This is a genomic window from Streptomyces sp. NPDC111802 (assembly GCF_055634335.1).
Genome location: NZ_JBVKCZ010000001.1, coordinates 79,268 through 103,108, shown reverse-complemented (window position 1 = coordinate 103,108; position 23,841 = coordinate 79,268). Strand labels below are relative to the sequence as shown.

Annotated in this window: 24 protein-coding genes; 20 read left to right on the top strand and 4 right to left on the bottom strand. The window is 66.8% G+C overall.

Going from position 1 to position 23,841, the window contains the following annotated elements; genetic code table 11:
* Positions 1-80: 80 nt before the first annotated feature.
* Positions 81-1,613: a substrate-binding domain-containing protein gene (locus ACZ7NC_RS00490; RefSeq protein WP_471483967.1), complete on the bottom strand. Its 1,533-nt coding sequence runs from the start codon at positions 1,611-1,613 to the stop codon at positions 81-83.
* Positions 1,614-2,120: 507 nt separating this feature from the next.
* Entirely contained in the window at positions 2,121-2,558 is a 438-nt protein-coding gene (locus ACZ7NC_RS00485; RefSeq protein ID WP_471483603.1) for a pyridoxamine 5'-phosphate oxidase family protein, read from the bottom strand.
* Positions 2,559-3,259: 701 nt separating this feature from the next.
* On the opposite strand from ACZ7NC_RS00485, the gene ACZ7NC_RS00480 reads away from it, so the two are divergent.
* From ACZ7NC_RS00480 to ACZ7NC_RS00470, 3 genes are read left to right on the top strand one after another with little or no spacing between them, the layout of a single operon-like run.
* The gene (locus tag ACZ7NC_RS00480; protein ID WP_471483601.1) at positions 3,260-3,784 is read left to right on the top strand and encodes a hypothetical protein; all 525 of its coding nucleotides are present in this window, start codon (positions 3,260-3,262) and stop codon (positions 3,782-3,784) included.
* A 3-nt stretch (positions 3,785-3,787) separates the two neighbouring features.
* Positions 3,788-4,903: an MAB_1171c family putative transporter gene (locus ACZ7NC_RS00475; RefSeq protein WP_471483599.1), complete on the top strand. Its 1,116-nt coding sequence runs from the start codon at positions 3,788-3,790 to the stop codon at positions 4,901-4,903.
* Positions 4,904-4,926: 23 nt separating this feature from the next.
* Positions 4,927-6,114 (top strand): amidohydrolase family protein, encoded by a 1,188-nt coding sequence (locus ACZ7NC_RS00470; protein WP_471483597.1) that lies wholly within the window; start codon positions 4,927-4,929, stop codon positions 6,112-6,114.
* Between the two features lie 55 nt (positions 6,115-6,169).
* On the opposite strand, the gene ACZ7NC_RS00465 is transcribed toward ACZ7NC_RS00470, so the two are convergent.
* A complete protein-coding gene (locus tag ACZ7NC_RS00465; RefSeq protein ID WP_471483594.1) occupies positions 6,170-7,018 on the bottom strand; it encodes a helix-turn-helix transcriptional regulator in 849 nt (282 codons plus the stop codon).
* A gap of 376 nt (positions 7,019-7,394) precedes the next feature.
* Here ACZ7NC_RS00465 and ACZ7NC_RS00460 point away from each other — a divergent pair, with 376 nt between their 5' ends.
* From ACZ7NC_RS00460 to ACZ7NC_RS00420, 9 genes are all read left to right on the top strand, one after another.
* Entirely contained in the window at positions 7,395-7,709 is a 315-nt protein-coding gene (locus tag ACZ7NC_RS00460; RefSeq protein WP_471483592.1) for a transcriptional regulator, read from the top strand.
* The gene (locus ACZ7NC_RS00455; protein WP_471483590.1) at positions 7,709-8,095 is read left to right on the top strand and encodes a hypothetical protein; all 387 of its coding nucleotides are present in this window, start codon (positions 7,709-7,711) and stop codon (positions 8,093-8,095) included. Before ACZ7NC_RS00460 ends, ACZ7NC_RS00455 begins: the two co-directional genes overlap by 1 nt.
* Before the next feature lie 58 nt (positions 8,096-8,153).
* A complete protein-coding gene (locus tag ACZ7NC_RS00450) occupies positions 8,154-8,744 on the top strand; it encodes a WhiB family transcriptional regulator (protein WP_471483588.1) in 591 nt (196 codons plus the stop codon).
* Positions 8,745-8,809: 65 nt separating this feature from the next.
* On the top strand, positions 8,810-9,169 hold the full coding sequence (locus tag ACZ7NC_RS00445; protein ID WP_471483586.1) for a hypothetical protein: 360 nt from the start codon (positions 8,810-8,812) through the stop codon (positions 9,167-9,169).
* Positions 9,169-10,032, top strand: a complete 864-nt coding sequence (locus tag ACZ7NC_RS00440; RefSeq protein ID WP_471483584.1) for a hypothetical protein — start codon at positions 9,169-9,171, stop codon at positions 10,030-10,032. The genes ACZ7NC_RS00445 and ACZ7NC_RS00440 overlap by 1 nt, the downstream gene beginning before the upstream one ends.
* A 2-nt stretch (positions 10,033-10,034) precedes the next feature.
* Positions 10,035-10,757 (top strand): ATP-binding protein, encoded by a 723-nt coding sequence (locus ACZ7NC_RS00435; RefSeq protein ID WP_471483582.1) that lies wholly within the window; start codon positions 10,035-10,037, stop codon positions 10,755-10,757.
* A complete protein-coding gene (locus ACZ7NC_RS00430) occupies positions 10,757-11,530 on the top strand; it encodes a DUF6195 family protein (protein ID WP_471483580.1) in 774 nt (257 codons plus the stop codon). Before ACZ7NC_RS00435 ends, ACZ7NC_RS00430 begins: the two co-directional genes overlap by 1 nt.
* A complete protein-coding gene (locus tag ACZ7NC_RS00425; protein WP_471483578.1) occupies positions 11,530-12,645 on the top strand; it encodes a DUF2637 domain-containing protein in 1,116 nt (371 codons plus the stop codon). The genes ACZ7NC_RS00430 and ACZ7NC_RS00425 overlap by 1 nt, the downstream gene beginning before the upstream one ends.
* A gap of 134 nt (positions 12,646-12,779) precedes the next feature.
* Complete coding sequence (locus ACZ7NC_RS00420) at positions 12,780-13,277, top strand: hypothetical protein (RefSeq protein ID WP_471483577.1); 498 nt, start codon at positions 12,780-12,782, stop codon at positions 13,275-13,277.
* 342 nt (positions 13,278-13,619) lie between these two features.
* Here ACZ7NC_RS00420 and ACZ7NC_RS00415 read toward each other — a convergent pair whose 3' ends face one another.
* Complete coding sequence (locus ACZ7NC_RS00415; protein ID WP_471483575.1) at positions 13,620-13,763, bottom strand: hypothetical protein; 144 nt, start codon at positions 13,761-13,763, stop codon at positions 13,620-13,622.
* A 1,765-nt stretch (positions 13,764-15,528) separates the two neighbouring features.
* Here ACZ7NC_RS00415 and ACZ7NC_RS00410 point away from each other — a divergent pair.
* The 8 genes from ACZ7NC_RS00410 (at position 15,529) to ACZ7NC_RS00375 (ending at position 23,782) form a co-directional block, all read left to right on the top strand.
* The gene (locus ACZ7NC_RS00410; RefSeq protein WP_471483573.1) at positions 15,529-15,930 is read left to right on the top strand and encodes a hypothetical protein; all 402 of its coding nucleotides are present in this window, start codon (positions 15,529-15,531) and stop codon (positions 15,928-15,930) included.
* Between the two features lie 10 nt (positions 15,931-15,940).
* Complete coding sequence (locus ACZ7NC_RS00405; RefSeq protein ID WP_471483571.1) at positions 15,941-16,918, top strand: C40 family peptidase; 978 nt, start codon at positions 15,941-15,943, stop codon at positions 16,916-16,918.
* 220 nt (positions 16,919-17,138) lie between these two features.
* On the top strand, positions 17,139-17,489 hold the full coding sequence (locus ACZ7NC_RS00400; protein ID WP_471483570.1) for an SH3 domain-containing protein: 351 nt from the start codon (positions 17,139-17,141) through the stop codon (positions 17,487-17,489).
* 67 nt (positions 17,490-17,556) lie between these two features.
* Entirely contained in the window at positions 17,557-17,895 is a 339-nt protein-coding gene (locus ACZ7NC_RS00395) for a hypothetical protein (RefSeq protein ID WP_471483568.1), read from the top strand.
* 3 nt (positions 17,896-17,898) lie between these two features.
* Positions 17,899-19,212: a hypothetical protein gene (locus ACZ7NC_RS00390; protein ID WP_471483566.1), complete on the top strand. Its 1,314-nt coding sequence runs from the start codon at positions 17,899-17,901 to the stop codon at positions 19,210-19,212.
* Complete coding sequence (locus ACZ7NC_RS00385) at positions 19,193-20,815, top strand: TrbL/VirB6 family protein (protein WP_471483564.1); 1,623 nt, start codon at positions 19,193-19,195, stop codon at positions 20,813-20,815. Before ACZ7NC_RS00390 ends, ACZ7NC_RS00385 begins: the two co-directional genes overlap by 20 nt.
* A gap of 7 nt (positions 20,816-20,822) precedes the next feature.
* Positions 20,823-22,349 carry an SCO6880 family protein gene (locus ACZ7NC_RS00380; protein ID WP_471483562.1) on the top strand — a complete coding sequence of 509 codons (1,527 nt, stop codon included), beginning with the start codon at positions 20,823-20,825 and terminating at the stop codon, positions 22,347-22,349.
* Positions 22,346-23,782: an ATP/GTP-binding protein gene (locus tag ACZ7NC_RS00375; RefSeq protein ID WP_471483560.1), complete on the top strand. Its 1,437-nt coding sequence runs from the start codon at positions 22,346-22,348 to the stop codon at positions 23,780-23,782. The genes ACZ7NC_RS00380 and ACZ7NC_RS00375 overlap by 4 nt, the downstream gene beginning before the upstream one ends.
* Positions 23,783-23,841 lie beyond the last annotated feature (59 nt).

Below are 23,841 nucleotides of genomic sequence, written 5' to 3'. Positions count from 1 at the left end.
CTCTCACGCCCATCCGCCTGCTCGGGCAGCCACAGACTGCCCGAGCAGCGTCGTCTCTCCACACCGACGGGGCCCGCCGATCACAGCCCGCCGCAGAGCCGCAGGCCCTCCGGACTGAGACACGGGAAGTGCCCCTGGTCGCGTACGACGTCCTGCCCAGCGCCGCGGGTCACGAAGTTGACGAAGCTTGCGGCGAGGGAGTCAGCGGGCGGGCGGCCGTACGTATAGGCGTACTCAATCTCCCGGTACGGGTAACCGGTGGTGCCGATGGTCTCGATGGATGCCATCTGCCCGTCGATACGCAGCGAGTGCAGGCCCTTCGTGGCGGAGGCGGAGCGCGGTTCGCTATAACCAATCGCGCCGGGCAGCCGGGCCACCGTGCTCAGCACCTGTGCCGTGCTGTCGAGTTCGCAGCGGATGACCGTGGCATCGGGGTCATCCTTGGTACGGCAGTCCCGGGAGGAGTTGGCGGGCTCATTGCGCTTCAGGGCCTGCCGCTGGAAGACCTCGCGGGTGCCGGAATTGGCGTCGCGGCTGACCAGGAGGATCGGCAGATCCGGACCGCCCACGTCCTTCCAGTTGCGGATCTCGCCCTGGTAGATCTTCCGCACCTCGGCCAGGCTCAGATCCTGCACGGTGACCCGGTCGTTCACCACCAGGGCGAAGACGGAGACCGCGACGGGGTTCTCGCGCAGCTCCGGATAGCCGTTCGGCTTGGGGCCGTCGGAGAAGGCGATCACGGACGGGGAGCCTCCGGATGAGGCCGCCTTGGCGCCGGCCGCGTCCAGCGCCCGGATTCCGGCGGTGCTGCCGTGCGCGTCCACCGTGATGTCCGAGCCTGGGCAGGCGTTCTCGTAGCCCTGCGCCAGTTTCTCCGCCGCCGGGGCGAAGGCAGTGGATCCGGTGACGGTCAGGGTTCCCGTGGCGCAGCCGATGGGCGACGGTACGTCGTTGCGTACGACGATGATGGAGGCGAGCGTGATGATGCACACGGTGGACAGAACCGTGATCAGGCGTGCAGGCCGGCTGAAGAGGGGCGGCTTGTCGTCGACGGTCGTGCTCTGGTTGCGCTTCACCTCGCCGTCGCGGATACCGCCACTCACCTCGACGTCGTCGCCGACCGCCCCACCGGTCAGCAGGGCCAGTACCTTGAAGTGCTGGCCGTTGTTGAGCGGGACCTTCGGCAGGTACAGGGTGTCGCCGTCGTAGCGCAGGCCCGCGGCCGGGGTGAAGTGCCCCATCAGGTGGGCGGCGTCGGAGGGTTGGGTGACCGCGATGCCGCGGATCGCACGGTTGGTGAAGACCGCGGTGAGGCCGTGACCGCGGCTGGTGTAGTCGTCGCTGGCGATGCTCTGGCCGCCGTCGTTCTCGATGCGCAGCAGGACGAGGGTGGCGTCGGACAGGTCGGAGAGCTCGTTGAACAGGCCGAGCCGTACGTTGGCCCGTCTGCCGTTACGGGCGTGACTGCCGACCGGAGTGTCCATCTGGACGCGGAAGCCGATCCGTTTGCGGCGTGGGACCCGGCGCTCGTACCAGACGACGGCGACGGCGGTCACCAGGCCGAGTACCGCCGTGCCCACCGCGATCACGTTCTCGGCGTTCAGCCACTCCACGAGTCCGCCCCCGCACCCTCGTTCGCCATACACGCGTCCGCACACGGTAGGAGGCGGGGACACGCACGCCGAGCGCCTTCGCCGGGCCGTCGGCCGCAGGTGGGCAGATGTTCTCCCGGCGTTCGCGAAGTCCACGGAGTCAGCCCGCGACATGGCGCCCGCGGCCCCGGCCCAGACATCGAGGCACACGCAGTCCGCCGCCTTCGTCTCCTGCCTCCCTGGGGTCTTGTGGCCACGGGGACTTGGGGGCGGACGGCCCTATGGCAGGCCCCTTGGAGGCAGCCCCTGAACCTGCTGCTCAACGGCATCACGGCAGTTGTTCGCCGCACTCGGCTTCGTCCGTAGCAAGCTGGTCGACAGGCGCCGAGCCCTCGGTCTGGCCGCGGTCACCCCCGCCATCGCCCGCTCGGGGCCCTGCTGGCGCACGTTATCGAGCCCGGGGCGATCTGGGCGGCGTATGTGCTCAGCGTCCGCTGCCTCGCCTACACGCCCTGGCACAGCTCGGCGCTACGCCGCAGCCTGTGCTGTCTGAGGTCGCGCGGGGAGCGTCTGGCCCATCGCCCGTTCGATCGAGATCAGGAGGACGACGCGCTCAGGGTCCGGGGCCGGCGTACGGCCGTACCGCTGCCCATACCGGTCAACCGCATCTTCGACCACTGACGTGTCCGTACAGACCTCCGCCACGCCTTCGAGCGTGGCCCACCGGCCTCCGTCGACCTGGCACACCGCAACTCGGGCTGCACCGCCACCCGCAAGGACGTTGGCGACTTTCCTACTGGATTTGCGGGTGATAACTCGGGCCACTCCGGCGGCGGCATCGATCGTCACGCCAACGGGCACAACATGCGGTCGACCATCAGGACGCAGCGTGGTCAACGTGCACAGATGGTACTCATTCCAGAACTCCAGGTAGCCGTCAGATTGGCTCAGCAATGCGTTCGACATGACCAAAAGCGTAACGGCGAGCACTGCCCGATCTGTCCGGAAGTGACCATGACCACATCCGCCCTGAGCAGGCATTTAGTGCGATTCAATCCCTTATGTCGCGAGCGCCAAGGTCTCGGATTCATAACGGACCCGCCACCGATTCCCCAGCCTTGAAGCGTTCACGCCAGGACATAAACCCGCAGCTCAAGAGCATGATCGTGATCTTGTTTGGCCGATTTGGGGCATTTTGGGCGATCGAGACAACCGGCGGGTGATGCAGATTGATCATGCTTTTTAGGCCATCTCCGCCACGTACTGTCCAAAGAGGTTCCCGGCAGCTCCAATGAGGCAGCTCGCCGGGTGTTTCATTGCCCGTTCGCATCAGCGACATCTGCGTGACGAAGTGGCCTGAAGGCTCGGCAGCCGGGCCCCTTGAAGGGGCCTGGTGGGGCATACGGACATGCCCGTCTGCGGTCATTTCCGACGCTGGGAACCGGACGTCATCGACAGGGGCGCGGTGTCGCCCGGCTCCGGGGAGCCATCGGTTGGAGGGATCCTCAATGCGGTTGGGGAAGAGCGGTCGCGACGCGACTGCGGCAAAACTGCCCGCTCAGGGCGTAGCACGCCGTCGACGCTTCGGGCGCTGGCGCACAGCCGCGAACCGGACGGTGGAGAGGGATCTGCACCGCCTGATTCGGCGTGAGCTGCAAGACCTCGGCGTGACTCCCCCACTCGATGTCGAAGCACTCTGCCAGGCCCTCAGCCGACGCCGCGGGCGCCCCCTGTACCTGCGCGAAGCTCCGCTGCCGAAGCCCGGCCCCTCGGGGATGTGGGTCGAGTACGACGACTACGACGTGATCCTGTACCAGCAGGAAACAACTCGACTGCATCAAGAGCACATCATTCTCCACGAGATAGGCCACATCCTCATAGCGGAGAACGAGGAAGCCGCAAAGAAGACCGCGGGCAAGACGACGGAAGAAGCCCCTGCGGTCGACCCCGACGAGGAGACGGCCGTCTTCGTGGAGGGCTGGGCCACCATGCTGCCGGTCTTCCAGCCCGAGACAATCAAGCGCGTCGCGCGCCGCTGCTCGTACGACGACGGCGAGGAGTGCTCTGTCGAGTTGGTCGCCACCATCATCCTGGAGTGGTCGTCCCTGCTGGACGGTTCCACTCCGCTGTCGGACGACCCGTCCCTCCGTCGTGTGGAGTCGGCTCTCGGTGACCGGCGAGGATGGCTGTAACCCGTGGAACTGCTACTCCTGGGGCTCGTGGCCGCTCTCGTCTGGAAGCTCTACCAGCTGAAGCGATCCCCTCATGACGCACCTCTGCGTTCCGTCACGCTCTGCCTGTTCTGCGCTGCGCTGTCGTACCCCGTGGCCATGCCCGGCGGGGCGTCCGGCGTCGACACGGTCGCCGGCCACGGGACGGCGAAACTGATCCAGAACCTGCTGTTGCTCCTCGCGGTGTACTTCTTGATGTGCTTCTACCTTTACTCCGCCGCCGACGAGGAAGCGGGCCGTCGCCGTGCCCGCAAGGAAGCCGTCGTTGTCGGAGTCGTCGCGGTGGCCATCACCGTGGCGGCGGAGTCGGTGCCGCACGAGGTCTTCGCCGGCAGCTTCAGCACGGCCGACATGACGATTCCGCAGATCGCCTTCTTCTACGGTGGCGCTGGTCTCTATCTCATGTATGCCCTCGGCATGGCGGGCCGGTGGACTCGCCGCTATGCCCGCATGTCCCGGCGCCCACACTCCACCGGGCTTTGGATGGCGGCCGTTGGCCTGGGAGCGATGGCGGTGGCCTGCGCGATCCGCGCCGTTATCGTCGCTGTTCGCTGGGCTGGCGTAGAGGTGTCCGAGCCGCTTATGGCCGCCATCGCCTTCCTTCTGGTGGCGTCTGTCCTGCTGTTCGCGGCGGGTGTCACGTACTCCGGAGCGCGCGCCCGGATCGCCTCCGTTCGGCTCTGGCTCCAGCACCGCCGTGATCACCGTCGCCTCGCCCCTTTGTGGGAGCTGTTGGCTGAGGCGTACCCCGACAACGTGTTGAGGCCGGCGTCCCCGGCTGCACTGGACCGGTGGCGGGCCCGCGGCGTGCACCGGCGCTACCACCGCCGCATTGTGGAGTGCCGCGACGGTCTGGTGGACATCAGCCCGTACCTGCTTGATCCGGGTGACGACAGCGCGGTCCTCGACATCGGCTCCGCAGAGCTTGCTGCCCGGCTCCGTCGGGCTTCCGCGCGGATCGAGAAGGGCGTCCCCGCACCCCGCCGAGCGGTCCCCCTCGCCATGTCTCTGGGAAGCGACCGTGAGTCGGATGTGAAACAACTGATTGCGGTGTCCGACGCACTGCGCAAAGCCGCATGACCTCCCATGATCAAGGAGTCAAGATGCTGATCACCGGTGGACGAGTGCTTGTCGACTCGGGGACCTACCTGGATGACGGCGCCGTCCTCATCGAGGGCGACTCGATCGCTGCTGTCGGGCCGCGCAAGGAGATCGAGGAACAGATCGGCGCCGACGTGCCTCGGTTCGCGTTCGACGGAACCGTTCTGCCGGGGCTGATCGACGCGCATGTCCACCTGGCTTTCGACGGTGGGCCTGATCCGGTGTCCACCCTCCAGGACTCGACGGATGAAGTCTTGTTCGAGGACATGCGCCGTCGTGCGGAGCAGCTCCTGCACAGTGGGGTCACCACGGCCCGTGACCTCGGTGACCGTGGTGGGCTGGCACTTCGTCTGGCGGCGGAGATCAACGATCGCCGTACGCCGGGACCGAGGATCGTGGCTGCGGGCACGCCCGCGACCACCATGGGCGGGCACTGCCACTTCCTCGGCGGCGAGGTTTCCGGTGAGGCCGAGATCCGCGACCTCGTACGACGCAACCTCGCAGCGGGAGCCGGGGTCATCAAGGCCATGGTCACCGGCGGCGGCCTGACGAAGGACGGTCCCAAGAGCCACCAGTCCCAGTTCACGGCAGAGGAACTGACCGCCCTGGTGGACGAGGCCCACAAGGCAGGTGTTCCCGTCGCGGCCCATGCGCACGGTGCCGACGGCATCACCACGGCCGTGGAGGCGGGTGTGGACACCATCGAGCACTGCACGTGGATGACGAACGGCGGCCTCGACTTCCGGCCGGACGTGATGCAGCAGATCATCGCTCAGCGAATCACCGTCTGCCCGGCGGTAAGCCCTCACTGGGAGATGCTCCCGCGCTTCTTCGGTGAGGAGCGCGCTGCCGCGATGTTCGACCTGGTGCGGCGGATGGCCGACGCTGGTGTACGCCTGGTAGCCGGGACCGACGCGGGCGTGCAGCGCGCGGGCTTCGACGGCTTGGCCCCGGCCCTGACGTTTTACTCCCACCTGGGCATGCCGAACGCTTCGATCATCGACATGGCCACGTCCGAAGCGGCTGCGGCCCTGGGTCTGGGGACCATTACGGGACGGGTCGCTCCCGGCTACCGCGCGGATCTCCTCCTGGTCGACGGTGACCCGCTCGCTGATCTCGCCGCGCTAAAGGACGTTCGGGCCGTATTCGCCTCCGGCCTGCGCTACGAGCCGAGCGCCACAGCAGAGTAGAAGCAACGGGTCAGCGCCCTGTCCCCCAGTCCTCCTAGGTCCTGGGAACAGGGCACTAGCCGTTGGCGTCGGGACCGGTCTTCTTGTCCAGCTCGGTCGCGAGGTCGTTCAGGATCGAGAGGACGTCGGCCGGCAGGCCCTCGGAACCGATCCCGCGGGCTCGAACTCGGCCCAGCTTCCCCTGCTTGGCCGCCGACATCAGGCGAAGTCCTTCGTAGACCTGACGGGCGACAGCGTCGTCCGGCTCGAAGTACATACGAGCGACGCCGAAGAACTGGGCGAGACCTTCCAGGACACCGGGCGCGGGGGCTTCGTCGGTTCCCGTTCGAAGGGCCTCGACGTTCGCGGCCGTAGTGACCTGCGAGCCCGCGTAGGCGTTCACCGCCTCCGCGATCTCTTCGTCCCCCGGTGCGGTCCCCGCCGGGTATGAGCGCCCAAGGAGGAGGGTGATCTTCTCGGCGAGTGTCCGCGGAGGCTGCTCAGCCTCAGCGACCGCAGCAGATTCGTCCTCTCCGCCTTCTCCGAATGACCGCTCCTGCGCGCGCCTCAGCTCGTCCTCGGTCACGCCGTAAGCCTCCGCCAGGGCAGGGATGTACCTGTCCTTGAGGCGTCGGACCCCTTGTTCCGCTCCGGCCACCGGACCGTCGCTCTTGGTGCCGATGATCGTTTTCGTCTCGTACCGGTAGAGGCCGGCGTCGCATCGCAGGTCGGCGAGGTCGGGCAAGCCGTCACGGGGGAACAGCTCGCCCAACGGCTGCTTGAGCACCCTGGCGAGGGCGGGCAGCTTCTCTTGATCCGGCACGCTTGCGCCCGACTCCCATCCCGCGACCGTCGAGTCCGCGGCACCCAGGGCAGATCCCACGTCGGCCTGCGAGACGTCGGCGGCTCGACGTACCGCGCGCACACGGGCTCTATCGAAGCGGCGAGCTGGCATCGGACCTCGTTTTTTGGATGAACCGGAGAAACGCCGGTCTGTTGACTTTCTGGAGGAACCAAGATAGCTTCAGTTTAGCGAAAAACGAGAGGGTTCGCACCCCTCTCCGCCTTCGCCCACCTGCCAGCTCCCACGGGGACCGGCCCGGTGGAGAGGAGAAGCCGCGCACGACTTGCGCATGTCCCTTCCCCTCAAAACGCCATCGGCGCCCGAGAGTTCGCACCTCTCGGACGCCAGACAGCTCGTGATCCGCTGCCCCTAACAGGGGCTCAAGATCACTCGCACAGCCACTCCGTGTCCTTTCGCACGGCACTACGGAGCGGCGTACCACATAGAGGAGTGTCGCATGTCCCCTACCGCGGACTGCAACCCGAAGCCGGAGATCGCTTCCGTACCGGCTGAGCGGCTGGCTGCACAGCTGACGTCCATGCTGCCCGAGGCGGCCGTCGTACAGGTTCGCCTCCAGGGCCCCCGGACCCTGTGGCCCCACCTGGGGCTAACCGCCGTGAACGAACGCGGACACGCCCTTCGGGTACCCCGAGCGAAGGCGCTCACGATCGCGCGATGGATCATCCGCTCGTTCCCCCAGGCCGGATGGGCAGCCTCGGGCGGCCACGCCTTCGACCTTCGGACCGCTCAACTGCGCGGGCTGGAAGCGTGATGTCGGCCGTGGCATCGGCGAACGCGGGCCCGGCCTCCATCGGGCCCATCGAATTGCAGGGGCTCGCCGCCGTGGTGAACCTGCTGGCCCAGGCCGGCGGCCTCGATGCGCTGCTGAGCAACCGGCCGTCAGAACCTCGCGATAAGCGTCTGCACATCGGATACAGCGAAGCGGCTGAACGGCTGAACATTCCGGAGAAGTGGCTGCGTGAGCGCATCTCGACGCTGCCCCATCGAAAGTTCGGAAAGTTCGTGCAGTTCGCAGAAGAAGACCTCCGCGCTATTTCCGACATGCATTTCGTCAACCCGGGCACAGCGTCTGAAAAAGACAGCGAGTCGGCGTTGATGTCGCTTCAGCCCTCTAAGCGCTCGCGTAAGCGCTTCTGATCTCCTCTTGCGCTCGTGTGCGCACAACGCACGGCGCCGTGAACATCGTGAGACACAAATGAGCACTGCCATATACAGTCTCATCGAGGCTGCATATCAGGGGGATTGGTCGCCTCTCATAGAAGAGTCGAAGAAGGCCCCCGGAAAGCACTGGGCGGAAGACGCCAGGTGTTCCAACCAAGACATCGACATATTCGTTCCACCCGGGGACGGGCCCCGCGAAGATCCGGACCTCGTGAAGCACAGGCTGGGCGCGGCCCTCAACCGGCCGCGCAATCTCTGTGCATCGTGCCCGCTGGCTGTGGCTGCCCGCTGCCTGGTCGAATCGCTGAGGGATGACGACGAGTTCGGTATTCGAGCTGGCCTTCTGGCTTCGGAGCGTTCTGCACTGCGCGCCGCGTGGCAGCAGCGAGTGAACGAAGACGCCATCCAAGGTGCCCTTCAGGGGTGCACCGCAGCACTGAGCAAGGTAGAGCGGGACACGGTCATTGCTCGTTTCGCGACAGACCCGTCATTGGAACCTGCCGCTGTCGCACGGGGACTCGGAGTTACGCACGAGTATCTGTTGAAACTCGCGCGACGCCACCGGAAGAAGTCCGATTCCAAGCCGGCCGCAACCTTGCCTGCTGGCAGCGCTGACGCTGCCTGACGCACCTCCGCGAGGAAACGCATCTTCCCGCAAGGCAAGCCTTGCGATTACGGGAGTTCTCCCCCATGCCTCAGAACCAACCCGCTGCTTCGGCGTGCGCAAATCTCAGTGCGGCGATCCGCGAAATAGCTCCCACGGCAGTCCTTGCCCGCGTTTATCCAGAGCGCCGGTCTGTTACCCACCTCTTCGAATCGGACTTCTACCGCATGCTTATCGACCGGCGAACAGAAGAAAGAGTGGCACACATGATCAGGCGCAATTTCGGTGATTCCGCCGACTGGCGCCGTGCCCATGATTTCTACATCCCCACCGGAACGTTGTACCTCACTCCCGAACCGCATCAGACCGGGTACATCCCGGAAGATGATCACTCTTTTGGCCTTGCCCTCGTCCGCCGCATAGCGATAGCTGGCGGGAGTTGCTGATGAGCGACATAGCGACCGAACTGGTTTGGTCACAGTCCAAGTCATGCAGAGGCTCGCGTCTCGTCATGCTCGCACTCGCCCGCGAGGCCGACGACAAGGGCAGGGCCACCCTGACCCTGGAGGAGATATCCGGCCTCACCCAACTCACCGCGCGCTCGATAACGAAGTGCATCGGGGAGTTGACGACGCTCGGCGAACTAAGCCGTGAGCGCGGAGGGGGCGCCTCGAACCCCAACACCTACTCAATACTCCTGTTTAACGAGGGAACCGAGGCTCCGGCCGATTCAGAGACAGAACTTCCACCTTCGCCTTCCGAAGCATCACAAGAGGGAACAGGGTTCCACGAAACTTCTTCTCAGAACTCCGTCTCGATGGCTTCAAGTGGGAAGTCCCTGCACCGAGACTGGGAAGTTCCTTCCTCGCGCGCACGTGGTGGTAATACTCCCGTAGGGAGTATTACCACCACCAAAAAGCAAGCTAGCTTGCCGGGGTCAAGCAGGGAGAACCGAGCAACCCATCAGGAGTCGGTAAAGGTTCCCGATGGCGCCAAGGACCTGGTAACAGCCATAACTAATGCCGAAATGCTCGTCGGCTGGCGGCTGACCGAATCGGAATGGGATCGGGTAACAGCTCTCGCGGCCCGTTGGGGGAATGACCGGCTCGTCGAGATGATCGCGCGACGATGGAATGCCGACCGGCCTCCACAGTCGGCTCGCTACCTGCTCCGGATCTGGGCGGACCTCCCGTCATACGCCCCCGCAGAAACGTCCCAAGGAAACGTCGTTCCCTTGCGTCAGCGCCCCCGGGGCTGGGCGCCATTTCAGAACACAGCCGAACCCAGCGCTTACCAGAACGGATTTTGATCATGGCAGAGCCGGAACGCGCAGGCAGCGCCAGGTCAATGCGCCGCCTGGAACGAATACTCGCCGCGAAAGGAATTCAGGTGTCCGACAGCCCTGCTGACGAATCACCGGAAGAAAACCCGGGGGACCGCGAGTGGCACCGCCGTGCTCGCGCCGAGTACGCGCTGAACCGGTGGCGGACCGCGACCCCTCCCCGGTTCAGCGACGCTGAAGCGACGATCCCGGAGGTCACCGCGTGGGCTGATCGCGCTCTCGCGGACAACGCTGGCGCTGGCGCTCTCCTCCTCACCGGCCTCACGGGCACGGGCAAGACCCACCAGGCCTACGGAGCCCTTCGGCGGATCGCGGCCGGCGGCCCGGACCGGTTCGAGCTGATCGCCGTCAACTCGGCGGACATGTACGGCAACCTGCGCCCCTCACAGGTCATGGGTGCGGCGGAACGGGAGCTGCGGAAGCTCGGCGAGGTGCAGTACCTGTTGCTCGATGACCTCGGTACGGCGAAAACCTCGGAGTGGACCGAGGAGGTGACGTACCGGCTCATCAACTACAGGTACAACCACTGCTTGCCGACGATCATCACGTCCAACTTGCCGGCCCGCGACGACAACGGGCCGGACCTGACCGACTTCATCGGGGCTCGGGTGGCGAGCCGCCTGGCCGAGATGGTGACCAGTCTCGTGCCGATGATCGGCGCCGACCGGCGGCGTGGCGGGAGGGCGGCCTGATGCCCGTCCGTCTTCGCGGAGCGTCCCGAGACGCCACAGCTTTGTCCATAGCCTGTGTATACGTCGGCCCCCACAGCCGGTTCGCGAACCCGTTCAAGGCGGGAGACCGCGCTCCTTCTCCCCTCGGCCCGCCGATGGACGCGGCCGAGGCCGTGGATCTCTTTGCCGCCACGCTCCGCGGCCCGGTAGGCCGCTGCTACGCCGCCCGGTTCGCCCGCGCCCTGCGCGGTCGCGACCTGATGTGCACCTGCCCCCTCGACGTGCCGTGCCACGCCGACGTTCTCCTCCGCCTCGCCAACGAATCCGGCGACGGCGACACGATCCGCACCTGCAACTCCCTGGAAGGCCCTCCGATGAGTCACCCAATCATGTTCGCTGCGGCCAAGCACCTCACGACCGCCGAGGAGCGGCGCACGGCCGCGAGGGAGAACGCCTTCCGCACCTGGGGACCGAGGTCCGTCGCTGCAGCCTCGAAGTACGCGCGCCGCCTCCTGGGCGACGAGGCGGTCACCCTCGACTGGGAGGTCCTGGGTCTCCTCTCCTTCGAAGAACACCTGCAAGCCTTCGCCTCGCTCGACACCGTCGGGGGCCAGCACCTGGAGCTGTACTACACCGACCAGGGAGGCACGGAGCGCATCCTGCTGCGGGTTTCGTGCGTGAGCTGCCCGAGCCAGCATGTGCACGAGGTGACGTCGCTGGAACAGCTCGGGCAGTTGCTGTCCCAGACCCCGGCCTGGCCGTCCATCGACCCGCGCGACGGAGGCAATCTCTGATGTCTCGCGCGCACATACAGGCGACGGCGACCGCATCGCAGGGGCTCTACAGCCTTCGCGGTATGACGGCCTGGGACCGCTCCGCGATCATCCTGCTCGGCGCGGCCGGCTTCGCGTTCTCCTACGACGCACTACGGCAGATCGCCATCGCGATCCACGCCCGGGAAACCCTGAGCTACCTGTTTCCGGTGTTCATCGACGGGTTCATTGCGTACGGCGTCCGAGCGATCGTGCTCCTTCGACACCAGCGCTTCGGCGCTCGTCTTTACGCCTGGTTTCTCTTCCTCGCGGCCACCGGAGCGAGTCTCGGCGCCAACGCCCTTCACGCCATCACGCTGAACCACGGTCCACAGGCCGGACGGTCCGCGCTGCATCTCGCTGACAGCGTCGTCGGAGTGCTGTCGACGCTCGCGCCGCTTGCGCTGGCGGGCTCCGTGCACCTCTACATCCTGATGGCGCGGACCGCCGAATTGTCGGTCCCGGACGGCGCAGACAACGGTCCCGGACCGGTCCGCCAAGAGGTTCAGCCGCTCGAAAGGATCGCGGCCCAGCCGGAGCCTCATCCGCTGGAGACAACGACGACGGCCGAGTCACCGAGCCTTGCCGCCCGTCCGTCCGCAACGGAAAGCCCTGCTGGTACCCCCGTGGACCTGCAGAAACACGGGGCTGACCGAGCCGACGAGTCCCTTGCAGACGAGCACAGCACAGGTGCGTCCGCAGATGCGGACGGCGCGGACGGCGTCCCGTACGACTCGGACGGACCGTCCGTCGACCTCGCGGACCGCGGGGCGGCGACGGCACCCTCGGCGGCGACCGAGCCCTCCGTCCCGGCGACGGTCCCCGCCCGTGCGGACGGCGAACAATCACCCGTCCCGGACGGTGCCGAGTTCCCACAGGACCGGGAGGCCGACGACGAGTGGCTGGCGGAGCTGCTGCCTATCGCACGGGCTGCTTCCGAGGCGGCCGGACGAATCAGTCGTGACGCCGTGAAGGAGGCCGTCCGCGCACACCAGCCGATCAGCAACGACCGCTTGGGCCTACTCCTAGCCCGGCTGAAGGAAGAGGAGGACGAGGCCGCGAAGACACCCGCCGCTGCCTCCAGCGCCCTCTGGTGATCTCATCTCATAGGTGCCTACGGCCTCTGCGGTTTCACCCCGTAGAGGCCGTGGACGGTCCGCATAATCAGGAAGGAAAGAGCATGTGGCGACGCCGACAAGGCCGAGCGGAGGACGCCGCCCGACTCGATGCCGTGCAAGCAGCTTCCGCGCTCGCGCTCCACCTCCAGAACGGTGGCGAACTTGCACCGGTCCAGGTGGACGACCTCCCCCTTGCGGACGGGGAGATCGCCCTTGCGGACTTGACGTGCTCGGTCGCCCGGTTCTACGGAACCGACATCGTCTACCCGCGACCGGCCGGCTACTTCGAGAACCACCCGACCTTCGGCCAACGCTGGGTGCCCAACCACCGTCTCGATGCCCGGCGGCGCCGGGAGGCGGAGGCTGCCGCTGAGCCGCAGTGGCGCGATCACACCGTGGCTCGGGTGGTACTGACCTCCACCGGAGTACGGCTCAGGCCGTCCGGGGCGCCGAGCTGGTTGCCGTTCGACCACGCCCTCCTGTCCGGGGTCACGGCGGGACAGCCCGACGTAGTGCTCTCGTACACCGTGTGCGCGCCGCTGCTCCTCACCGGCCCTTGGGCGCCTTGGCTCGGCGTTGCGATCGAGCACCTGCGCCGCACGACGTTCTAGCCTCGCTGCATCTCTAGACGCCACCAGTTCAAGACGGCAACGGAATTCAGGCCAGTCTCCGCATAAGGCATCTGGTCATCGCGTGGTGATCCACGCCGTTAACGCTGATCCACCAAGAGTGACCAGAGCCATCAAGAGCCGCACTGGAACGCGCTGAACGGTCATGCGGAATCCGCCAACGCGGACGTCTAGTACAGGCACGCTCTGGTTGGTCTCCATCGTTGTCCTCCATCAAGTCGCATGTAGAACCGCCGGGTTGACTCCGGCAGCCAGCCGAAAGGCCAGCCCACACGATGCGCTGAGATGCCGTAATCCCCACCGTGGGGCCCCCACCGTGGGGGGTCATCGGCTCGTGATCCACGCTGTGAACCCCGAGCATGCGACAACAGACACCAGCGTCAGGAACTTCACAGGGACACGCTGCATGGTCACGCGGAACCCGCCAATGCGGATGTCCAACGCGGGGGTGTTGTGGTCGATCTCCATGGGCGGGCTCTCCCTCAAGTTCCTCAAGACCCTGTGCGATCCATAGCGGCCGTAGCGCGGGTGTCGGGCGACCCGTCCACCGCGATGCCGTTGGTAGGCCCGAGATCCTGGATTACACGTCAGCAACGGGTCCAGTGATCAGCGGCTCATCCATCACGCGGTCCCGGCTCTGGTGGCTGCGGTTACCAGTGCGTCGAGCCTCGCGGCACCCGCTGCATGGCCAAGTGCAGGCTGCCGCAGTCGAGTTCGAACTATGTCGCCGCGCTTGGGGTGAACGCGGGTGTCCAGCACCGGGTTGCCGGGCTCGGGCACCATCTGTTGCCTCTCCATCAAGACCCCTACTCCACCATTGGATTCGGACCATGGTGATACCCGGACATCGCGCCGGCCTCCCTCCGAGCAGCAAGGACGATATCCCCGAGTGCCACGATTAGGGAGGGTTCGCGGCACTCAGTGCCACCTCCGGTAACGAATCCGCGACCCCAGTCTGAATGAACTTTCCCAAAAGCCTCAATGCGGACAGTTTGTGAACCCGTCCGATAGGAGGCGATCCCCCATGCCACGGAAACCCCGTACCCCCTGCACCATCCCCGGGTGCCCCAAGCTGACGGGCCGGGGACACTGCCCGAAGCACGAGCGGGAGGCGCCGTAAGCGCGGATTTCGAGCTGGGGCGCGCGATGCGCTGGTGCTCGCACCGGCCGGGCATGAGTGTCCTCCGTGGCTTCGCTGTTGGGATGCGCTGATGGAACATCCCACCCGGCGAGGAGGCCAGCGGGCTAGACGGCGCACCCTGGCGCGTCCTGGCGAATTCCTCTCTACCAGCTCAGTAGTGGTTACTGACGAGTAGAAAGTCCGAACTGAACTGCTCACCCCTCCCCCTCTTCATGGTTGCGCTCCCCTGCTCGGAGGTGGTCCCCACACCCCGAAAGCCCGCCTCCCGGGCCCTGCCCCTCGCTGCCTCGAACTCACCATGGGGCAGACGCTGCCCCGAGCATGCGAGGAAAGCCGAACATCGGCGCAGCACGACCACAGCTAGGGGATACGGGGGCATTGGGCGTCTAGGGGACGACCAGACCGTCTGAAATATCCTCCCCGTCACAGAAGTCGGAACCTAATTCCTGGAATTAGGTTCCGACTTTTTTGCTGATTCGAGTTGTCCGCGAACCCCTGCGAGGATTCAGGCACGGCCAACACCACAAGGCACTTCCCGGCCGATGGAGATCTCTTGCCGATCTCCCCCCCCCTAATCAAGCAAGGGGTTGATGACCTTGATATGAGTAACGCGCACTGAAACCCAGCCGCCACGTACGATGCCGCAGGTTGAGCGTGAATATGGAATTCGATGCCGACACAAAACGCGGTCGAACTCTCCCGTAAATGAAAAGCACGGCGGGCAGGGGCCACAAGGCTCCTGCCTGATCCTCGAATTCTCCGGCTGTCGCCGGTAAAGCCCGCAGGAGGAGTTCCCCCTCTTCCTGCGAAGGGGTGGCGCGGTACCCAGCCCCCGCGGGGCCGCGCCACCCGATCTCTCGAAAACCCATGCACCAAGGTTGTGGTTCCCGCATGCCCCTATCAGCCCATTTCATGCATATATCCGCCGCAATAGGGATAGTCGGTTCTCTGGCTGTCCTGTCGACCGGCTGCTCCAGCTCGGCCAGCGGCCCGTCCAAGACCACGACCGCACAACCGCACTCCGTCTCGGTGGGCATCACCGATACGACCTCACCGAGCACGGCAAGCCCTGCACCACCGCCAAGTTCCGCCTTGCCGAAGGACATTGAGCACACAGCACAGGCGTTCACCACGGCCTACGCCGAGCACGACGCACGCGACGGCAAGGACAGCTCGTTCGCCGATGCTGGCGCTCGGGCGGCCCGGCTCGCAGCAGGTGAACTGGTGGGCATCCTCGGCCAGAAGCGGCCGAGTCAGGACGCCGCGTGGGCCGCGCTGCGGGCCGAGAAGGCTCGCCAGACGGTCAAGATCACCTCGGCTGTGGTCCCCGACGGTGCTCCTGCCGTGACTGCGTCCTCCGCTCTCGTTCGAGTGGGCTACACCCTCACGACGACCCCGAAGTCCGGGCACGCGCGCCGCAGCAGCGAACAGCTCGCGCTCCGCCTGGAGCACACCTCCAAGGGCTGGCGGGTCACCGCGTTGCCGTGGGCGTGACGGGGCTGCGATGAACAAGGGCATACAGGCTGGCCTGGGACTCTTCACGGCCGCGGTCGTCTCGGGTGTCGCCCTGCTGACCACGTTTGGCGGGGCCGATAGCGCCTCCGCGCAGGAGACAGGACCTGGCGGCGGCATCACAACGGACGCGCCCGTTCCTGGCTGGGTCCGTGAACTCATCAACAAGCACGCGGGCGAGTGTCCGCAGGTCACGGCCTCGCTCCTGGCGGCTCAGCTCTACACCGAGAGCAAGTTCGACTCCGGCGCGAAGTCGCCTGTTGGCGCCCTCGGTATCGCTCAGTTCATGCCGGCGACCTGGGCCCAGCATGGCAAGGACGGTGACGGGGACGGGGTCAAGGACATCCGCAACCCGGCCGACGCCATCGCAGCACAGGCCGCGTACGACTGCACCTTGGCCAAGGAGGTCAAGAGCGTGCCGGGTGACTCGACGGACAACATGCTTGCCGCGTACAACGCGGGCGGCCCCGCGGTGATCAAGTTCGGCGGTGTCCCCCCGTACCCCGAGACCCGCGACTACGTGCGGAACATCCGTGCACTGGCCTCGAAATGGGCGGACGCCGTACGTCCGGGCGCCCCGGCCGGCAAGGGCGCCGCTCGTGCGATCTCCGCCGCGAAAACGGCCCTGGGCACCTGGTACCGGTGGGGCGGAAGCTGCGTCATGCCGTACGAGGGTGTGGGCGGCTGCGACTGCTCGTCGCTCACCAAGATGGCCTGGGCAGCGGCGGGCGTGAACCTGCCCCGGGTCACGTACGACCAAGTCCACGCCGGGACCGCTGTGAAGAGCGTCTCCCAACTCGCCCCGGGTGACCTGCTGTTCAGCGTCCCCGGCAGCGCTGGGCCCGAACACGTTGGCATGTACATCGGAGACGGCCAGGTTATCGACGCCCCGCACACCGGGGCGAAGGTCCGAATCAAACCGCTCAGTTACTGGAAACCGCAAATTATCGCGATGCGGCACGTCGGCTAAGCACCACCATGTGGCCTCTGTAAGCCGAAGAAACGATGTGCCGGTGGCCTGATAGCTGCCGGAACTTAAACGTAGCAGGCCTGACTGACGCACCGCCAGGCAATTCGCCACAACCACTCGATCCATTAGAAACCCACTCGGCGGCTGGACCACGGCCGCAGATGCCTTCTGCACATCGGTCCGGCAAGCCCATGAAAACCCATCTGACGAAAGGAATTCGATGAATCTCCGCACCTCGCGTCTGGCCGCCTCGGCCGTGTTGGCCTTGTCACTGACCGCCGGTGTCTCGGTATCCGCCACCCCTGCGGCCAGCGCCGCCGAGATGCCGTGCAAGCCGAGGGCCTATTACGAAATCCACGGTAACGGCGTGCACTTCCGCACGGGAGCCGGTTCCGGCTACAAGTCCCGGGGCCTTTTGTACAAGGGCGACTGGGGACGAAAGATCGACAAGAAGGGGAGCTGGATCAAGCTGCGGCTCGGGCAGAAGTCGCGTTCGGGGCTGGCCAAGGGCACAACCGGCTGGGTTGCTTCGCGATACGCCTACGACTGCACGCCGATGCAGCTCGACTGAACCGGAATTCTGCCGCCACCAGGGAATCCCGATCCCATTCGAAATCCAAATCACTGAGGAAATGAACATGCACAACTTCCTGTCTGCCGCTGCCGACCCAGCCTTGCACTCGACCCTCGCGGCCGGGGCCGACGTCGTGTCCGGCGTTAAGCCGGACTGGGGCCCCTTCGGGAAGCTCGGCAACACGGCGAAGGTGATCCTCGGCGTCATCGCCGCCGTCGTCCTCGTCGTCGGCGCTGGCGCCTTCCTCGCTGGGGTCGGCAAGTCCAAGGGGTGGTTCGGTGAAGGCCACAGCACCATGGACAGCTCGCGCGGCAAGGGCATGATGGTCGGCGGCCTGACCTGCGTCTTCCTCGTGGCCTCCTTCGGCACCATCTTCGCCATCACGTATGGCATGGGTGTGTGATCCATGGCTTCCCGATCCCGAAGGAGGAACGATTCCTCCGCGAGGGCGGCCGAGGCGCGCAAGCCGTCGGCCAAGCTCTGGGGCATCGCCGCTGGCGGGGCAGCGGTGGTCACTGCGGCCGGGGTGATCGTCAGCCTGGCCACGGGCAGCCCGCCCGCCCCCGTTCCCGCCGCATCAGCCCCCGCCCACTCGGCACCGAGGACGGGTGGAGGGGACGTGCATGAGGTGCACGGCGTCCCCGTGGGCTACCCGCACACGGAGGCCGGCGCGAAGGCAGCGGCGGCCAACTACACCACGGTGAGCGGCAGTTCCGACTTCCTCACGGACAAGGACGCTCGACACCGCGCCGTGTCGGTCATGGCGGCCAAGGGCACCGTCGGCGCGGCGACGAAGAAGGCTGACCACGCCGCCGGTCAAGCGGTCAGCGCACTCCGGGGTGACAACTCCAAGGTCTCCGCCAAGAAGGCCATCACCCGTACCGGCGTCCTCTCGGCTCACATCCTGGGCTTCGACGCTCACGATGCGATGGTCCGGCTGTGGACGACCACGGTTCGCGGCAGCGCGGCCGGGCACGCGACACCGAAGGTGGGCTTCCAGTCGGTGACGGTCACGCTCACCTGGGAGTCCAACGACTGGAAGCTGAAGGACAGTTCGAGCACGACCGGCCTGGTCGCCCCGATCGACGCGCGGCAGGCATCCAATGTCACGAGCGACTTCTCCGACTACGTACCGTCCGCTGCTGAAGACCCCGTCCTGAGCGGTTCGGCTGGTCAGGACGGCTTCCCGGCTCCGTACGGACGCAACGAGCGCGGCGCCCATGCCGCCGCTGTCAGCGCCACCATGCTCTACGGCGACCCGCGGTTCTTCACCGATGAGGACTGGCGGCACCGGATGCTGACGGCCACCGCAGCGCGGAGCGTGCTGCACTCGGTCACCTCGGACACTGACTCGACGGCCCGCCTGGTCATGGAGAACCGCGGAGTCGGTGCCGACGGCAAGACCTCCGATGGAAGCGAACTGATCACGCGGACGGCGGCCCTCGCCACCCGCTCGACCTCCTACTCCGACCAGGCCGCGAGCATCGAGTTGTGGACCGCGTCGGTGGGCGGTGTCGCCGGAAAGGACGAGGCACAGCGCCCGCAGGTCGCCTTCCTCCGGATGACCGTGGACCTGGTGTGGGAGGACAGCACCTGGAAGACGACGGCCGTCACCCCGTCCGAACCGCTCGTGCCGTCGCCGTCTGCGATGCAAGAAGCGGACCCTGCCGAGAGCTTCGCGGACGTGGGGGGTGTCGGCAATGCGCCTGCGACTGCGTGACGATGCCCCCGGCCTGCTGACCATCGAGCGAGGCGTCCCGAGCCGCTGGCGGCGCCGTCTTCAGACCGCGGCCATGGTCAACGTGATCATCGGGTTCCTGTTCGTGCCCTCCGCGGTCGCCAATCCCTTCTGCTACATCCCGATGGTGTGCGAGGCGAAGGCGGCGATCGACTTCGTCAAGGACCCGTTGGGCTTCCTGCTCCAGAAGCTCACCGAGGCCAACATCTGGTTCCTGCGCAAGATGCTGGAGCTGATCCAGAACACGACGAAGATCGATCTCACATCGCCGGGTTTCCTGAAGCAGTACGCGATCATTTTCGCGGCTTCCAGCCTGCTCACCGTGGCCCTTTGGCTGATCGCGGTGGCGAAGCGGGCGGTCCGCGGGGTCGCCGTGACCACCGCGGTCTCCGAGGCGACCGGCTTCCTGCTCGTGCAGTTCGTGGTCAACGCGATGACTCCGGGCGCAATTGCCCTGCTGATGAAGGCCATTGACGAGGTCACGGCTGTCTTCGAGCCCTACGCGACCGAAAACTTCAAGCCGTTCCTGGAGAACATCCTCAGGACGATGGCAACGAACCCCGCGGGGGGCGTGGCTCAGTTGCTGGTCGTCAACCTCATCATGATGATCGGCGCCTTGCTGATGTGGGTCGAGCTGCTGATCCGCAGCGCGGCCATCTATGTGGCCGTAGCACTCGGTCCCATCGTGAACGCCGGGCTCGTCGACCGCGACCTGTGGAACAAGAGCAAGAAGTGGTTCGGCGCCATCTTCGCGATCGGTCTGAGCAAGCCCGTGCTCTTCGCCCTGCTCGGCCTCGGCGGCGCGATCCTCAGCGACACCTCGGGCAACATGTCCGACACGGTCTCCAAGACGCTGGTCGGCGCGCTGATTCTCCTGCTCGCCGTCTTCTCCAGCGCCACGCTCTACAAGTGGGTGCCCGCCTTTGGCGATGAGATGGCCCAGCTCCACCACGACCGTAAGAGCGCCCAGTCCTCCGGACCGGCCGCCGCGATCGACGGTCCCGGCCAGCACGCGAACCGCGCGATCGGAGCCCGTGTGCAGGACTCCTTGGTCGGCGGCAAAGCGAAGGGCGCCGGAGGCAAGGCGGCAGCCGCCAAGATGGGTGGCGGAACGGCCGTGGCCGGGCCGGTCGCCGCAGGGGCGCTCGTGGCCAAGGCCGGCGCCGACATGGTGAAGAACAAGGCCGCGAGTTCCCCCGGCATGCAGGGCTCCGACGCCGCCAACCGTGGCAGCGCCGAACAGCCCGAAGGCCGGCAGGGCAACGACGATCATGCCGGTACCTCCGGTGCACCAGCCGCCGCTCGTCCCGGAGGAGCGACCTCCGACCGGGTCGTCAGCTCATCCCCCGACTGGTCCTCGGCCGGCAGCCACGCAGCGTCCGGCCGTCCGCCGGGAACGGGCGGAGCTCCGAGTACGCCGTCGGCTCCCGGCCCGGCGTCCTCCTCTCCGACGCCGCGGCCCGCCTCCCCCTCCTCCGCATCAGGAACCACCTCGGGCTCCGGTCCCTCGGTCACGCCCCCGCCGCCGTCGCGGCCGTCGAGCGGCCAGGTACCCGGACGGCCGACCCCCAGCAAGGATCAGTGACTGTCCCATGTCGACTCGTACGTATCAGTTCGGAAAGCACCGCCCTACGGGGCTGGTGGGCCGCCGCGACCTCGGCGAACAGGTCGTTCTCGGTGGCGGAGCGGTCACCGGCATCCTGTTCGGCTACCTCTTCAACGGCGTGACGGCCATCGCCGCGACATGCCTCGTCCTGCCGATCCTGCTCGCCCTCGCCATCGTGTACGCCCCGTACCGGCCGAAGGGCACGTCCCAGCGGCGCACGCTCTACCGGTGGTGGCGGATCAACCGCTACCACCGCAAGGCGCTCCGCCGGACCGGTGGCGTGTGGGTGTCCCCGGCCTTCGAGGCCGGCGTGCGCCGCGACGGCACCCCGCCGGATGCCGCACTGGCGGAGCCGGAGGGCATCGCGGGCATGACGCTGGTGCCGGTCACGGTCCGCGGGCAGAAGGCGGTCGTCGTGCTCCAGCCGGAGGCCGGTTGCGTCACGGCCACGCTGGAGATCGCCTCCCCCGGCCTGGGCGGCAAGGAAGTCGGTGAACAGGTCGTCGCGCTGGAGCGCTGGGGCGAACTCCTCGACGCCTTCGGCAACATCGAGGAGCACCCGGTGAAGAGGGTCCAGGTCCTCGCCCGGCAGATGAAGTCCGATCCCTACGCCCACCAACGGTTCATCGCGCAGCGCGACGAGTCGGCGGCGACGGCCGATGCTCCGCAGTGGCTGAAGGACTCGTACGACGTGCTGGCCAACGCCGTGTCGACCAGCGCCGAGGAACACCGGTACTACATCACCATCCACGCGAAGTTCACCCGCGACCTGGCGGCCGAGGGTGCCGCCCGCGGAGCCGGTGACGAAGGAGTCGCCGCCGCCATGGCCGCGTACCTGGATGAGCTGTGGTCCCGCGCCGAGGACGCCGACCTCTCCGTGATCGCACCCCTGGACGAAGGCCGGATGACCGCGTTCATCCGCAACAGCTACGACCCGGACCACGCCATCTGGGACACCGACCTCCCGCAGGCGCACGCCTTCCCCCGCAACGTCGACGTCCGCGACGGCGCCCACGTAGCCACCCGCGCGGCGGGCTCCACCGACAGCTGGTACCACGCCACGGCCGCCGTCGTCGGATGGCCCACCACCCCCGTTGGCCCCGACTTCCTGTCGCCCCTGTTGATCGGAATGCCCGACGTCATCCGCACGATCTCGATCACGCAGCAGCTCGAACCCAACGACAAGGCCGTGGAGCGCATGCTCGCGGAGGACACGAACAACCAGGCCGAGATGGACCGCGACCGTAAGCGCGGCAAGAACATCGACCCGCGAGACCGCATCGCGGCGGACGCCACCGGATCACGGGGCATGGCTCTGGCCTCCTCCGGCGCGGCCGGCTCCGCCGTCGTCGGCTACATCACCATCTCCTCGCGCAGTGCCGAGGAACTGGAGCGTACGAAGCGCACCACCGCTTCCCGCGCCCGCAACGCGCACCTCCGGATCGAATGGCTCGACCTCGAACACGCTCGCGCCTTCGCCACGACCCTCCCTCTCGCCGGAGGCATCAAGTGACTGACCTGCTTGATCTCACTCCGCTGTCCCCGATGTACGAGACGGTGCGCCGTCCCCTCTACACCGAGACGACCACCAGCCAGGCCCTGTACCTGCCCATCGCACCGCCGACCCTCGGCACCGCAGGCGCGATCATCGGCCGGGAACTCTACTCCGGCAAGGCGTTCATCTACTGCCCCTTCAGCGCCTTCGGTGACGGCCTGCCCGGCGGCAACATGATCATGATGGGCGACACCGGCCGGGGGAAGTCGGCCCTGACCAAGACGTACACCGCGCGACAGATCCGCCTCGGCCGACAGGTGGTCGTCCTCGACACCAAGGAACAGAAGGAGCGCGAGGAAGGCGAGTGGGCCGCGCTCGGCCGCTCGCTGACCGGCAAGGCCCCGGTGAAGTTCGCCCCGGGTGGCGGTCGCGGTGCCTCGTGCATCAACCCGATGGACCCCGCCATCGCGGGCAAGCGGCAAGTCGAGCTTGTGCGCACGATCGTTGAACTCGGGCTCGGCAAGGCCCTGGACGAGTTCGCCGGCTCCGCTCTCCGCATCGCGATCCGCAGGGCTCATCAGCGGGCGGGAGACCTCGGCCGCACGCCGGTACTGGCTGATGTCGCCGCCGCTCTGCGGTCCCCGGAGGAGTCCGACGCGACGGCGAAGCAGCGGACGCGGGACGAACTCCTCGGTGACGGCCTGGAGGCGTCCTACGTCCTGGACCGGCTCTGCGGAAGCGAACAGGACGCGACCGGCGACCTCACCGGCATGCTCGACGGCCCGACCAGTCTCGGCGTGGACCTCGACGCAGACATGATCGTCTTCGACCTGACCAAGGTCCCGTCCGGCGGCGTCGCAATGACCATCCTCGTCGCCGTCATCAGCGTCTTCCTCGAAGAGGTCTGGCTGCGCCCGCTGTGCGAATGCGGGACGGAGCCGGGGCAGCATGACCGCGTCGTGGTCGACGCGAACTCCGGAGCCTGGGAGCTGGGCCCGAACCCGGAAACCGGCTGCCGCCGCTACACCCAGCGCAAGCGCATCCTCGTCTGCGAGGAAGCCTGGCACATTCTCGGCACACCCCAACTCGCCTCGCTGCTGGAGAAGTTCCTCAAGTTCGCACGGGGTTACGGCCTGTCCTGCATCTTCATCGTCCATCACCTGTCGGACATCGATGACAGCCCGGAGACCCAAGCGGCTCTGAAGATGGCCGACACCATCGTGATCTACAGCCAGAAGAAGGCCGAAGCGGAAGCGACGGTGACGCGGCTGGGCCTGCCGGCCTGGACGGCGGAGCACATCATGCGCCTACGCCGCGGGATCGCCCTGTGGAAGGTCGGTGAGGTGATCTACCCGGGCGTGCAACACCTCCTGGTGGAAGCCGAGCAGCACCTGTGCTTCTCCTCCGGCTCGATGACCGACCTGACCAGCACCTCGCCGGACGCCGAATGAGCCGGTACCGCCACCTCTCCGCCGCCGACCCCTTCCACACAGATTCGGAGCGCGCTCCC